We start from the raw sequence: 13424 nt of genomic DNA on the forward strand, positions 1-13424 counted from the left end.
ACTAAACAACCAGTCGCCGGTTCATTTCCGCCAACTGGCTGCTTAAACTTGCAAGGTGTTTTGATCCCTGTCTCACAAACGGGGGTCAGTCCCGATAGCAGGTGCTTTTTTTATTTAGATATAAGAAAAATGAACGAGCAAAACTCCCGCTTTCTTATATCGCAAGAAAACTTCCGGTCGAACGCGGTCTGTCTTCGATAAGTACGTCGCTAGACACTCTTCTTTTGATATAAGAAAGCGAAGGAGACATCGCGCTTGGCTTACTTATACCGCAAGAGAAACTTCCGCACGAGATGCGGTATCTCCTCCATGCGCGGATCGGAGTGTTCTTGCCTCTTTCCCTAGAACCGGCAAGGCGGTGCCAGTCCCGGGCGGAGGTTTTGTTACGCCGGGACAAGCTGTCAGCTCTTGTGAAACGTATTTAAGATCGCCTTCACAAAACCTCCCAGAAACTTCGGCAGCTTGAACGTATAGAATTTCATGTCTCACCCTCCCCATCATTCTCATGCCTTCCTAGATTATGTTATGCACCAAGCCCATAGATGTGAACACAGACAAAAAAGGCTACATGAGAACCCTGCTCATGTAACCATATTTATGCGGGAAACCCCCGCCCTATGCATCCCTTGCTCACGTTCCGGTCAAGATGTTACGCTGTTTCGAATATTTGCGATGGCTGCTGCGCGATCCGGCTTGCCGAATACCGCGCTTCCCGCCACCAGGACATCAGCTCCTGCTTCCACCACAAGGGGCGCTGTCTCCGCTGTAATGCCTCCATCCACTTCAATATGGATATTGGGGAAGTCAGAGCTTGAAATCCATTTACGGAGCTGTGAGATCTTGTTAACGGTCCGCTCGATAAAAGCTTGTCCCCCAAATCCAGGGTTTACAGTCATGACCAGCACCAGATCCAAATCAGGAAGCACCTCCTGCAGCACATGGGCCGGCGTGGCCGGATTGATCGCAACGCCTGCCTTTACGCCATGCTCCTTAATAAGATGGATCACACGATGAAGATGCGGACAGGTCTCGGCATGAACCGTAATCAGGTCAGCTCCTGCCTTTACGAAATCCGCTATATAAAGCTCCGGCTGCTCGATCATCAAATGCACGTCAAGCGTCAGGCTCGTGTGCGGTCTGATCGCTTGGACGATAGGCGGACCCAGCGTAATATTAGGCACGAAGTGACCGTCCATCACGTCCACATGAATCCAATCGGCTCCGCCGGCCTCGGCATCCTTGATTTCTTGTCCCAGCTTGGCAAAATCAGCTGACAGTATGGATGGGGCAATTTTTATCATAGTTTCAGTACCTCCGCTTCTTGTCTTTCATTTCTGCAAAAAACTCCACATAATGCTCGTAGCGGCTGGCAAGAATGATTCCATCCTCTTTGGCTTGAATCACCCGGCAGCCCGGCTCATGCAAATGACTGCAGCCTCTGAATTTGCAGTTGTCGGCATAAAGAGCAAACTCCCTGAAACAGGTCGAAAGCTCCTCGACGCCCAGCTCCAAAAAGTCCAATTGGCTAAAGCCCGGTGTATCGGCAACGTACCCGCCGTTATCAAGCTCGATCAGCTCGACATGACGCGTCGTATGCCGACCCCGGCCAAGACGCAAACTGATTTCACTGGTCTCCAGCGTGAGGCCGGGCATCAGCGCATTAAGCAAAGACGACTTCCCGACACCGGATTGACCGGAGAATACGCTGATATGGCCCGCCAAGCGATCCTTCACCTGTTCGGTGCCTGTACCTTCGACCGAGCTGGTAATCATCACTTCGTAGCCTATTTGCTCGTACTGGCGCTTGACCTGCTCCAGTATATCGTCTGAGGCATCCGCAAGATCCTGCTTCGTCAAGCAGATCAACGCTTCAAGACCGGCATGCTCAATATGTACCAGGAACTTGTCCAGCAGGTGCAAGCTCAGGTCCGGTTCTTTAACCGAAAACAACAGCACCGCCAAGTCGACATTAGCTACAGGCGGGCGAATTAATTGGGAAGACCGTGGAAGAATTTCTTCCACGGTCCCTTCCCCATTCTCAGTCAGTGAGTACATAACGTGATCTCCAACGAGCGGAGAGATGCCTTTCTTTTTGAAAATGCCGCGGGCTCTGCATTGAACCGCTGGGTCCTCCCCGGATATAATGTTGCCGTCTTGCAGTGGTTTGACATAGTAATATCCGCTTAGTGCCTTCACGATCAATCCCTCAAGCATATAATAGGCCTCACCTTTCTTGTTGAAATTTTAGTGTTCTCATGACTTGTGTCCTAATCATTATCCTTGTTGCCTCGACCCTTGCCGTTGCCATTATTGCCGGATTCCCAATGATTGGCTGCATCGTCTTCGCCATTGTTACCCTCTTCCCCGTTGCCTTCGTCCGGATTGGTGTCGACCGGCACATCAGGCGGAGCAGGCGGCTCTTCAAAGGTCGGCTGCGGCACGGTTCCGTTCTTGACGTCGCTGTAACTTACGCTGTACGTATCCACCTGGCGGCCATCACGGAATATCATCACCGTGGCATCCTTGTTCGGTGCCAGCAGCAGCTTGACAGGCACCATTTCCGACGTCGTAATGACCTTGTTCACGACTTCTTGGTTTTCTCCCAATGCATCGGTAAAGACCACACGAATCTTGCTTTCTTGGCCCTCCATGCTAGGTGATACCGGAACGCTGTAATTATATTCAAGTGCATCCGATGGATAGCCGGAGCTGACGAACAGCGTGATTTCAGAGTTAGGTGCTACAGGTACGTTAGGCTCATGCGGCCATTGTTCCATTACCTCGCCCTTCTTCACTTCAAAGCTGGATTTCTCCTTGATCGCTCCGACCTTAAGGCCGAAGGATTCGATGGTAGCAACCGCCTTGTCTTTGTCCATTCCGATCAGGCTCGGCATATTAACCGTATGCTTGCCCTTGCTTACCGTGACCCGCACCTCTATCTGTTCAGGATCAATTTCGGTATCGGCGGAAGGACTCTGATCAAATATCTGATCTACAGGTACAGTATCATTGTTTTCAGACGACTGCTTAATGGCGTTTTCCTTAATACCCATATTTTTCAGGATCTCAACGGCCTCATCGAACGTCTTGCCCGAGAGATCCGGCATTTTTTCGAGCGGCTTCTTATCCCCAACCGACAATTGAACCGGAGAACCCTTCTTCAGCATGGTTTCCGCTTCCTTGTTCTGCGCAAAAACAATGCCTTCATCGACATTCGGTTTATATTCCCGGAGGACTTCCTCATCCACCGTCAAACCGCTCGCCTCGAGCTCGCGAATCGCTTCCTCTTCCGTCATGCCTACAACTTGAGGAACCTTAACCTCCGGTACCTCCAGCATGTTGTTCACATACATGACAACACCAGCCATGATACCCAGGAACAGGAGTACCGATCCGATGATAATGGTCGGCTTGACCCATTTTTTCTTCGGTTTACCGGTGGGCTTTTCCTCATATTCCTCATTGTCCGCATCATCGTCCGGGTCATCATGCTGACTGCGCTGCATCGTTTTGAGTGCCGGCATGACCAGGGTTGAATCGGCATCTTCCTCAAACTCCATCTTCGGTTCATTGAGACGCATTGGGTGCAAACACGTCTCCAGGTCGTCCATCATCTCTTCCGCAGACTGGTAGCGCTCCTCCGGATTTTTGCGCATGGATTTCAGAATAATATTCTCCACGCTTTGAGGGATAAGCGGATTGACCTCTCTCGGCTCATCAAATTCCTCCTGGAGATGCTTCAGAGCAACACTAATCGGGCTCTCGCCCAGAAAAGGAAGACGGGCAGTAAGCATCTGGTATAACACGATACCAAGCGAGTATAAATCCGATTTCTCTCCGGTCACGACGCCCTTGGCGTGCTCCGGTGAGAAATAATGCACAGAGCCCACAACGGAGCCTGTTTGCGTAATCGTTGTCGACGTGACCGCTCTGGCAATCCCAAAGTCGGTTACTTTGACCCTCCCATTGCGGCCAATCAGAATGTTATGCGGTTTGATATCCCTGTGTATGATCTGATTATGATGGGCATGCCCCAGTGCATCACAAATCTGGGTAGCAATCCGCACGGCTTCTTCCACCTGCAGCGGCGCCCGTTCTTTAATGATTTCATTCAAGTTCTGGCCTTCGATATATTCCATGACGATGTAATGCACTTCTTCCTCCTGGCCCACATCATAGATGCTGACCACATTGGAATGCGACAACGAAGCCGCTGATTGTGCCTCACGCCGGAAACGGCGAATAAATTCCTCGTCGTGCACAAACTGCTGGCGCAGCACTTTGATCGCTACGTTTCGGTTCAGCAAAATATCCTGAGCCTTGTAGACCAGCGCCATGCCACCGCCACCGATGCGTTCAATAATCTTATAACGACCAGCCAATTCATGTCCGATCATGAATCCCACCCCTTTATACGTTGCCCGTCAACCTCTTCATGATGTTCAAACATTGCGACAGTAATGTTGTCCTCACCGCCAGCGAGAAGTGCCAGTTGAAGCAGGCGATCCGCTCTTTCTTCCAGAGGAAGGTCAAGTGAACCCGAAATTTGTCCAATCAGTTCACGGCTGACCCGGTTGCTTAGCCCGTCACTGCAGAGAAGCAGCACTTCGCTTTCTCCTATCGTAACCGGTGTAAGCTCAACCGTCACATCCACATCCGTTCCAAGCGCCCGGCTTAATACATTTTTCCGGGGATGGGTTTCCAGTTGATCTTCCGTAATCTGACCACTTTTATAAAGCTCATTGACCAGTGTATGATCATCCGTGAGTCGAATCACTTGTCCGGGAATGATTTTGTAGGCCCGACTATCCCCGATATGTCCGATATAACCCTCGGATCCTCGCAGCAGCACCGCTACAATTGTCGTTCCCATATTGTGAAGCCGCTCATCAGACGAGGCTTCCCGATAGATAACTGCGTTAGCATGCAAAATGGCATCCCCCAGCGCAGCCCGAATACTTTCCATGGACATGTCCTGCTCCAGTGAGGACAAATCCTCGGCTACGGTGTCTACCGCAAGCCTGCTGGCGGTGTCACCTGCAAGATGACCTCCCATACCGTCAGCAACCACACCTAAGGTGTAGCCATGCTCCAGTGTGCTAACAAATACCGAATCTTCATTAACAGGACGAACACGTCCCACATGGCTTACATGAACCGTCTTGATCAAATGTTCTCACCTCAACTCCATATGCTTGGCCCGCAGCTGACCGCAAGCGGCAGCGATATCATGGCCTTGTTCACGACGGATGGTCACGTTGACCCCCTTGTCTGCTAACGCACGCTGAAATTTGAAAATGTCGTTTCGCGATGTGCGAACATATTTCCGCTCCGGCACGTGGTTAACCGGAATCAGATTGACAAAGCAGTTCATGTCCTTGATGACGTCCGCAAGCTCTTCGGCATGTTCAACCTGATCGTTCACCCCACCGATCAGCGCATACTCAAACGTAATGCGCCGTCCGGTTTTCGCCTGATAATGACGAAGCGATTCAATCACATCATCAAACGGAAAACGACGGTTGACCGGCATCAGCTTCGAGCGCAGTTTATCGTTCGGTGCATGAATGGAGATGGCCAGATTAATCTGGGTATTCTCTTCTGTGAATTTATAAATGTTAGGCACAATGCCACTCGTCGAAACGGTGATGTGGCGCTGGCCGATATTCAGCCCTTTTTCATGGATCATCGTGCGCAGAAACTTCATGGTTGCCTCATAGTTCTCGAACGGCTCGCCTGAACCCATGATCACGATGCTGCTGACACGCTCTCCCGTTTTATCGAGAATCTTCTGCGCCTGAACCACTTGGGCCACGATCTCGCCGGAGGTCAGATTCCGCTTCAAGCCTCCCAAGGTGGATGCACAGAACGTACATCCGATACGGCAGCCCACCTGTGTCGTAACGCAAATGCTGTTACCGTAGTTATGCTTCATAATGACCGTCTCGATGGCATGGTCATCATGCAGGCCGAACAGGAACTTGACCGTTCCGTCCTTGGATTCGAGCTTGGTGATTTCGGACAACGTAACGAAGCTGAACTGCTGCTCCAGCTTGCCGCGGAGCTCCTTGGACAAATTCGTCATTTCCTCGAAGTCATTTACCCGCTTCACGTACAGCCAGTCATAGATCTGGGTTCCGCGAAACGCCGGCTCTCCATTCTCTTGAGCCCATGCTTGTAGTTCTTCCAGTGAATAATCGTATATAAAAGGTTTCATTCTCACCACACCTGTCTAATTTAGAGGATATTCGGAAACATTCTCCTGAAATCCCGCTATTACATTCATATGCATCTCTTTTTTCATTCTTCCTATTCTAACATAAATAAAAGAGACGGTAAAAGAGGAAAACCCGCCGGCACTGGCGGGATACGACTATAGTCATAACAGCAGGACGCCCTAAGAGGACTGTCTGCTGATTCTTGCAATGTAGAAGCCGTCACTATGATAGTGTTGGGGCAGAATCTGAACTCCCCCTCCTCGCAGAAGGGATTTCTCCTCCAGGCGGCTCAGACTCCCAAGACCATCGTCCGCAATGGCAAACTCCGCATGGCCTTCCAGAAAAGCAGATACCACGCCTTCGTTCTCCTGCGGTTCCATGGTACACGTGCTGTATACCAGGATTCCGCCTGGACGAAGCAGGGAAGATACCGACTCCAGCAGCCTTAACTGCAGCGCGGCAATCTCAGCGATGTCCTCCTCTGACTTGCCCCACTTCAAATCGGGCTTGCGCCGGATCACACCAAGCCCCGAGCAGGGAGCATCCAGCAAAATTCGGTCAAAAGACGCAGGCTCGAAGCGATCGGCCAAATCCAGCGCATCCCCAGTCACGGTCATAATGCTGTCCAGTCCCAGGCGGCTTGCCTGGTCCGATATCAGCTTGCCTTTGTGGGTATGAATGTCGTTGGCAATAATGGAGCCTTCATCCTTCATCAGTTCGCCCATGTGGGCGCTTTTGCCGCCAGGAGCCGCACAGCAATCCAGAACCCGCATACCCGGCTCAGGCTGAATGGCTTCAGCGACCAGCATTGAGCTCTCATCCTGGATGGAGATCAGCCCATCCCGGTACCAATCGGTCAGCGCCATATTTCCTGCGCCTTTAACTACAATCCCATAGGGACTGAGGGGCGAAGGTGTCGCATCCAGGCCGTGGCTGCCCATCAGCTTTAACATCTCCTCACGGCTGATCATCGTTGTGTTGACTCTGACGCTGACAGCCGGCGGTTCATTGTTTGCGGCACAGATCGCCTCTGTCGCCTCGGTTCCGTACTGGGCAATCCATCGCTCAACCAGCCACTGCGGATGAGAATGCAGGAGAGAGATCCGCCGGGCAGCAGGCATGTCCTCAGGGATTGTCAGGTCTGCCTTCTGACGCAGAATATTCCGAAGCACCCCGTTCACCATGCCGGAGATCCCTTGATGCCCGCGGCGCTTCGCCAGATTAACAGCCTCACTGACAACCGCATGATCTGGAATCCGATCCAGATATACGACCTGATACAGACTCATTCGAAGCAGTGCTCTTACCCAGGGCTGAAGCTTGGCGACCCCTTTGTTGACATACCTGTCCAAAAAATAATCGAGGGTGTTCAGCCTCGATATTGTGCCGTAGACCAGCTCCGTAGCAAGGCCTGCATCACTCTTGGATAGCGCGGCCTTCTGAAGAGCCGAGTTGAGCAGGAGATTGCTGTACGCTCCCTCCTGCTCCACCTGTGTCAGTACATTCATCGCCAGCTCCCGCGGGGATTCCTGGCGTCCCTTCGGGTTACGGTTGCCGCTCACGTCAGCACCGTCCCGACCGCCAGGCTTGTACCGCGCACGAATTGGGCAGCATCCATCGCCTTCTTGCCGCTAGGCTGGACGGTAAGCAAAGTAAGGGAGCCGTCACCGGTCTTCACAACGATGCCCTCTTCGTGAAGTCCAAGGACCGTTCCGGGCTGAGCTTCGCTGGATACCACTTGAGCGCTGCTCGGATTGGCCGCTGCCCACACCTTAAATACTTCCCCGTTCCATAGCGTAAATCCGCCGGAATACGGAACAAGACCACGGATTTGATTATAAATTTCACGGGAGCTGCGGCTCCAATCAATCTTCTCATCATCCCGGGTCAAATTCGGTGCATACGTTGCCTTCGCCTCGTCCTGAGGCTCAGCATCCACCTTGCCCTTCACCAAACGCGGAAGCTCCTGCTGAAGCAGCTTCGCGCCAGCTTGGCTCAGCTTCTCGAACATGGTTCCGGCCGTATCGGTTTCTTCAATGGGAACTTCGGCCTTGGCAATCATGTCGCCCGTATCGAGACCCTCTGCCATATACATGAGCGTAATGCCTGTTACCGCTTCTCCATTAATGATGCTGCGCTGGATTGGTGCTCCTCCCCGGTAAGCGGGGAGCAGCGATCCGTGTACATTTAGACAGCCCAGCGATGGCATATCCAGCACCGATTTCGGCAGGATTTGACCATAAGCGGCCGTTACGATCAGATCCGGCTTATATTCCGCCAGTTCAGCCACAGCTTCCGGGCTCCGCAGGCGCTGGGGCTGCAGAACCGGGATACCATGGCGAAGCGCGGCTTCCTTCACCGGCGTCGGAGTCAGCACTTTTTTACGCCCTTGCGGACGATCTGGCTGCGTAACCACGGCCGCTATGGAATAACCTTCGGCAATCAACATTTCCAGGCTGGGTACTGCAAAGGCCGGGGTGCCCATAAATACGATCTTCATCGGTTCTCCAGCTCTTTTCTTGGCTGTTCCGGAACATATTCGTACACCCGATCAGCGATTTCTGTAAACAGCACCCCGTTCAGATGATCAATTTCATGCTGAAACGCACGTGCAAGCAGCCCCGTACCCGTAACGATGAGTTCATTGCCTTCACGATCAAGCCCTTTAACCGTCACTTTCTCCGCGCGGCGCACATCCCCGTTCCATCCCGGTATGCTAAGACAGCCTTCCGGTCCGAATTGCTCGCCTTCGCTCTCCACAATCTCTGGATTGATCATCTTGATGAGACCGTGCTCGTCGCCAGCATCAATGACGATCAGACGCTTCAATATGCCGACCTGCGGCGCAGCCAGCCCCACGCCATCTGCATCGTACATCGTATCTGCCATGTCATCCAGCAGCTTTTGTACGTTCGGCGTGATTTTGGTAACTTCCTTTGCCTTCTTGTGAAGAACCTCATCCGGTTCTTTAACGATAATTCGAATCGCCATGTATACGACACCATCCTTGTGCTTTTCATCATTATATGCGGTATTACATTAACATTTGCGGATCAACGTCAATACTGATTTGGAGTTTGCTGTCCCGCGCCGAATCCTGAAGCTTCTCGGCAACCACACGCACCAGCGAGACGGCATCCATCGTTCCCCGCCATTTTATCATACATTGAAATCTGTATCTATTTTTTAACCGCGGAATTGGCGAAGCCACGGGACCCAGTATATCGAGCGCGCTCGCGTCAAACCGGTCCAGGCTTCCGAACCATCCTCGCCGGTCGGATTCGCTTTTTATGGCAGCGGCAAAATTCTCCGCCATTCTAACCAGCAGCGGCAGCTGCTCATGGGACAGCGTCACCAGTATCAGCCTGCAATACGGCGGGTAGTGGAGCGCCTTGCGGTGCTTCAGTTCGTCCTTGACGAAGGATAAATAATCATGGCTGCTCGCGTGAATGATCGAATAATGTTCCGGAGTATACGACTGGATGACCACTTCCCCAGGCAGCTGATGGCGCCCGGCACGTCCGGCAACCTGAGTGAGAAGCTGGAACGTCTTCTCGGCAGCCCGGAAATCGGGCAGGTTCAGCGCCGAATCGGCTGTAATGACACCGACTAAGGTAACATCCGGGAAATCCAGTCCTTTGGCGACCATCTGGGTGCCTAGGAGGACGTCTCCCTTTTTATCTCGAAATTGCTTAAGCAGCTTCTCGTGGGAGCCCTTCTCTGTGGTCGTGTCCACATCCATTCGAATGACGCGTATCCCGGGAAACAGCTTGGCCAATTCTTCCTCGACGCGCTGTGTGCCCGTACCGAAATAGCGTATATGCTCGCTTCCGCATTCCGGACACACCTCTGGTGCTTGTGCCGCATAACCGCAATAATGGCAGCGCAGATTGTTCGATTTCTGATGATAGGTCAGCGAGATATCGCATTCCGGACAACCTGCCACATATCCGCAGCTCCGGCACATCACAAACGTAGAGTAGCCCCGCCGATTCAGAAGCAGTACCGTCTGTTCTCCGCGTTCAAGCCGAGTTGTAATCGCTGCATGCAGGGAACGGCTAAACATAGAGCGGTTTCCATCACGCAGCTCCTCCCGCATATCCACGATCTGCACCTCCGGCAGCCGGTTCCCCAGCGCGCGGCTTGGCATCTCCAGCAGCTGCGGCGCAAAATGATCCTGCGCCTGCGATTTTGCCGCATGATAGCTCTCAAGCGAAGGCGTTGCAGAGCCTAAAATGACGGCAGCGCCGGTCAGCGAGGCCCGGTGAATCGCAACGTCCCTGGCATGGTACTTCGGTGTTTCTTCCTGTTTATATGATGTTTCATGCTCTTCATCCATAATGATCAGACCTAGGCGATCAAACGGCGCAAACACCGCCGATCGGGCACCCACAACTACAGAGGCGCGGCCTTCCCTTATTTTGCGCCATTCATCATAGCGTTCACCGTCCGAAAGCCGACTGTGCATGACGGCCACGCGGTCGCCAAAGCGGGCTTTGAATCGTTCCACCATTTGCGGGGTGAGCGATATTTCCGGAACCAGAACAATCGCCTGACGCTCCTGTTCCAGGCAGCGCTGAATGGTCTGCAGGTAGATTTCCGTCTTGCCGCTGCCTGTAACCCCATGCAGCAGAAATACGCCATGCTCACGTTCGTCAAGCTTATTCACGATGCTGCGGTACACCACCTGCTGCTCCTGCGTGAGCGCCAATGGGGTGCTCGGCGTGAAGTTCCGCCCTCTGTATGGGTCGCGAAACACTTCGACATCTTCAAGGGTAATCAGCCCTTTGTCAGCAAGCGCTTTGACGGTACCCGCTGTGACGCCAAGTGTCTGCAGCAGATCCTTTTGCGATATCGGCAGAAAGTCCTCCATCTCCAAAATATATTGGAGCACTTCCTTCTGACGCTGAGCCTTCGCCGGAAAAGACGCTAAAGCCGTGCTCGCTTCCTCGCTCGAAACGGCAAGCTCTATCGCCTTCATCGTTTTTTTCTGCAGTTTATCCTTGATCTGCTGAAATTCGCTGAGCCGTCCTCGGCCGATCAGCGCTTTTATCGTTGCAGCCCCATCCGGAAACGCCCGGGATAACTGCTGAAGCGACACCTCGCCCTTCTGACCGACAAACCGGATGATCTGCTGCTCCAGCTCACTCTCGGGCAGGAGAGCAAATAGTCCGTCCGCTTCCTCTGTGCTGTCCATGTCCATATCAGAATGGGCAAGGGAAATATAGCGCTCCGCTTTTCCTTTCAGCGCCGTTGGCAGCATCGATTGGAGAGCAGATATATGACGGCAAGCATAGCGCTCCTTCATCCATTCCCCGACCTCAATAAGTTCAGGAGAAAGAGGCGGCATCACATCGAGCACTTCCTGAATCGGCTTCATTTTGGCCGTATCCATCTCGGGACGCGGATGCAGAGAAACCACGAAACCCTGCAGCGTACGGTGTCCAAAGGGCACTCCGACACGGCTTCCTACCTCAATCCAGGGGCGCAGATCCTCCGGGATCAAATAATCAAAAGGCCGGTCCGTATCCTTGGACGGCACGTCCACAATTACACGGGCCATTTCCATTAGGATAACCTCCCGGATAACCGCTCCGCCGCCAGCGTTAAGAGCCTCAGGGCCACTTCCTCCTTGGACATTACGGGAAGCTGCAATACCAGCCCCTCTGCGTCAAAGATATGAACGCTGTTGGTATCCGTGCCAAATCCCGCGCCCTCCTGCGTAACATCGTTGGCAACGATCAGATCGCAGTTTTTACGCTTCAGCTTCTCTTGGGCAAACTGCTCCACACTATCCGTCTCTGCGGCAAACCCGATCAAGAATTGCGAGATTTTCCGGCGCCCCAGACTCTCCAGAATGTCCGTTGTTTTTACAAGCTCAAGCGTCATGGTCTCGCCGCGCTTCTTGATCTTGGACGCTGCAACTTCTGCCGGGCGATAATCAGCGACAGCTGCCGCCTTAACAACGATATCACTGTTCTCAAACACGCGAAGCACCGCTTCGTACATCTCCTGAGCTGATTCCACCTTTTCCGTGGAGATTCCCTCAGGCGGAGCTTCATCCGTGTGGGCGGCAATGAGGTGAACATCCGCTCCCAGCATTTGGGCAGCTTTAGCAATCGCAAACCCCATTTTTCCGGAAGAATCATTCGTGATATAACGGACCGGATCGATACGCTCTACCGTACCCCCAGCCGTGACAACCACTTTTTTACCTTGCAATGGGCCAAGAGACTCGCTTCCCGTGCTCACGCTCACCTCTTCCAGCTGAGATGCTTGATCATTGAAAAACCGTTCAACCACGTCAACGATCGTATCCGGCTCTTCCATCCGTCCCTTTCCGACATATCCGCATGCCAGAAGACCTTCTCCGGGTTCAATCATGGCCACTCCGCGGGAAACCAGCGTCTCCATATTCGCCATAACGGCCGGATGCGTGTACATATGCACATTCATCGCCGGTGAGATCATGACGGGTGCAGTGGTCGCAAGCAGCGTTGTGGTCAGCATGTCGTCTGCCAGGCCGTGCGCCATTTTACCAATAACATTCGCAGTTGCTGGAGCGATCAGCACCAGATCGGCCAAATCGGCCAAGTGGATATGCGAGACTACCGACGGGTCCCTCTCATCAAAAGTATCGCTATAAACCGGGTTTTTGGTCAGAGTCTGCAGCGTTAATTCCGGAATGAACTGCTTCGCCGATTCCGTCATAATGACGTGCACATCCGCTCCCCTCTGGACAAGCCTGCTGCATAAAGTCGCTGCTTTATACGCGGCAATGCCACCTGTAACGCCAAGTACGATGACTTTTCCGTTCAACATGACAATCCCCCGCTTTCGATTGGTCTGAAAGTTACACTATCATATCTTGTCAAAAAAATAACAACCTTTCGGTTGTCACATTTTTGCGCGCTAACGCTGTTGTATTCAAATGTCGGAAAAAGTCCTAGTCCTGGCCCTTCTCAATCTTCACGTAATCGCCGTAGATCTCTTCCAGAGCGACACCGACATACTTATGAGATTTCGGATGTTTCAACTCGCTAACTTCTCCTTCACGCAATTGGCGTGCACGGCGGGAAGCCGCAACCACAAGAGAATATTTACTGTCTACCTTATTCATCATTTCATCAATGGATGGATATAACACAGTCGAAGCACCTCTTCTTATTTTACTTGAAAGTTTATGCCGTCTATGAACAAACAGAC

12 protein-coding genes are annotated in these 13424 nt (G+C 52.5%); all 12 read right to left on the reverse strand.

Annotated elements, in window-relative coordinates:
- Window positions 1-401 precede the first annotated feature (401 nt).
- Window positions 402-482 (reverse strand): stage V sporulation protein SpoVM, encoded by an 81-nt coding sequence (gene spoVM / locus M2277_RS16440; protein ID WP_034273235.1) that lies wholly within the window; start codon window positions 480-482, stop codon window positions 402-404.
- Window positions 483-641: 159 nt separating this feature from the next.
- A complete protein-coding gene (gene rpe, locus M2277_RS16445) occupies window positions 642-1301 on the reverse strand; it encodes a ribulose-phosphate 3-epimerase (protein WP_280755200.1) in 660 nt (219 codons plus the stop codon).
- Between the two features lie 4 nt (window positions 1302-1305).
- Window positions 1306-2214, reverse strand: a complete 909-nt coding sequence (gene rsgA / locus M2277_RS16450) for a ribosome small subunit-dependent GTPase A (RefSeq protein WP_063479034.1) — start codon at window positions 2212-2214, stop codon at window positions 1306-1308.
- A 53-nt stretch (window positions 2215-2267) separates the two neighbouring features.
- Window positions 2268-4397 carry a Stk1 family PASTA domain-containing Ser/Thr kinase gene (gene pknB / locus M2277_RS16455; protein WP_280755201.1) on the reverse strand — a complete coding sequence of 710 codons (2130 nt, stop codon included), beginning with the start codon at window positions 4395-4397 and terminating at the stop codon, window positions 2268-2270.
- Window positions 4394-5170: a Stp1/IreP family PP2C-type Ser/Thr phosphatase gene (locus tag M2277_RS16460; RefSeq protein ID WP_006209227.1), complete on the reverse strand. Its 777-nt coding sequence runs from the start codon at window positions 5168-5170 to the stop codon at window positions 4394-4396. Before M2277_RS16460 ends, pknB begins: the two co-directional genes overlap by 4 nt.
- Before the next feature lie 6 nt (window positions 5171-5176).
- On the reverse strand, window positions 5177-6217 hold the full coding sequence (gene rlmN, locus M2277_RS16465) for a dual-specificity RNA methyltransferase RlmN (protein WP_006209226.1): 1041 nt from the start codon (window positions 6215-6217) through the stop codon (window positions 5177-5179).
- Between the two features lie 180 nt (window positions 6218-6397).
- Window positions 6398-7780: a 16S rRNA (cytosine(967)-C(5))-methyltransferase RsmB gene (gene rsmB / locus M2277_RS16470; protein ID WP_280755202.1), complete on the reverse strand. Its 1383-nt coding sequence runs from the start codon at window positions 7778-7780 to the stop codon at window positions 6398-6400.
- Window positions 7777-8718, reverse strand: coding sequence for a methionyl-tRNA formyltransferase (gene fmt, locus M2277_RS16475; RefSeq protein WP_076152063.1), 942 nt, complete (start codon window positions 8716-8718; stop codon window positions 7777-7779). Before fmt ends, rsmB begins: the two co-directional genes overlap by 4 nt.
- A complete protein-coding gene (gene def, locus M2277_RS16480) occupies window positions 8715-9209 on the reverse strand; it encodes a peptide deformylase (protein ID WP_006209223.1) in 495 nt (164 codons plus the stop codon). Before def ends, fmt begins: the two co-directional genes overlap by 4 nt.
- Before the next feature lie 43 nt (window positions 9210-9252).
- Window positions 9253-11787 carry a primosomal protein N' gene (gene priA / locus M2277_RS16485; RefSeq protein WP_280755203.1) on the reverse strand — a complete coding sequence of 845 codons (2535 nt, stop codon included), beginning with the start codon at window positions 11785-11787 and terminating at the stop codon, window positions 9253-9255.
- Window positions 11787-13040, reverse strand: a complete 1254-nt coding sequence (gene coaBC / locus M2277_RS16490; RefSeq protein ID WP_280755204.1) for a bifunctional phosphopantothenoylcysteine decarboxylase/phosphopantothenate--cysteine ligase CoaBC — start codon at window positions 13038-13040, stop codon at window positions 11787-11789. Before coaBC ends, priA begins: the two co-directional genes overlap by 1 nt.
- A gap of 124 nt (window positions 13041-13164) precedes the next feature.
- The gene (gene rpoZ / locus M2277_RS16495; RefSeq protein ID WP_006209220.1) at window positions 13165-13365 is read right to left on the reverse strand and encodes a DNA-directed RNA polymerase subunit omega; all 201 of its coding nucleotides are present in this window, start codon (window positions 13363-13365) and stop codon (window positions 13165-13167) included.
- Window positions 13366-13424: the final 59 nt, after the last annotated feature.

Origin of the sequence: Paenibacillus sp. LBL (assembly GCF_029893715.1) — a bacterium.
GTDB classification, from domain to species: Bacteria; Bacillota; Bacilli; order Paenibacillales; family Paenibacillaceae; genus Paenibacillus_AQ; species Paenibacillus_AQ glucanolyticus.

Excerpts from the sequence above, each read along its gene's own strand:
- spoVM (WP_034273235.1), bottom strand. The coding sequence starts at position 482 with ATGAAATTCTATACGTTCAAGCTGCCGAAGTTTCTGGGAGGTTTTGTG.
- rpe (WP_280755200.1), bottom strand. The coding sequence starts at position 1,301 with ATGATAAAAATTGCCCCATCCATACTGTCAGCTGATTTTGCCAAGCTG.
- rsgA (WP_063479034.1), bottom strand. The coding sequence starts at position 2,214 with ATGCTTGAGGGATTGATCGTGAAGGCACTAAGCGGATATTACTATGTC.
- pknB (WP_280755201.1), bottom strand. The coding sequence starts at position 4,397 with ATGATCGGACATGAATTGGCTGGTCGTTATAAGATTATTGAACGCATC.
- rlmN (WP_006209226.1), bottom strand. The coding sequence starts at position 6,217 with ATGAAACCTTTTATATACGATTATTCACTGGAAGAACTACAAGCATGG.
- fmt (WP_076152063.1), bottom strand. The coding sequence starts at position 8,718 with ATGAAGATCGTATTTATGGGCACCCCGGCCTTTGCAGTACCCAGCCTG.
- def (WP_006209223.1), bottom strand. The coding sequence starts at position 9,209 with ATGGCGATTCGAATTATCGTTAAAGAACCGGATGAGGTTCTTCACAAG.
- priA (WP_280755203.1), bottom strand. The coding sequence starts at position 11,787 with ATGGAAATGGCCCGTGTAATTGTGGACGTGCCGTCCAAGGATACGGAC.
- coaBC (WP_280755204.1), bottom strand. The coding sequence starts at position 13,040 with ATGTTGAACGGAAAAGTCATCGTACTTGGCGTTACAGGTGGCATTGCC.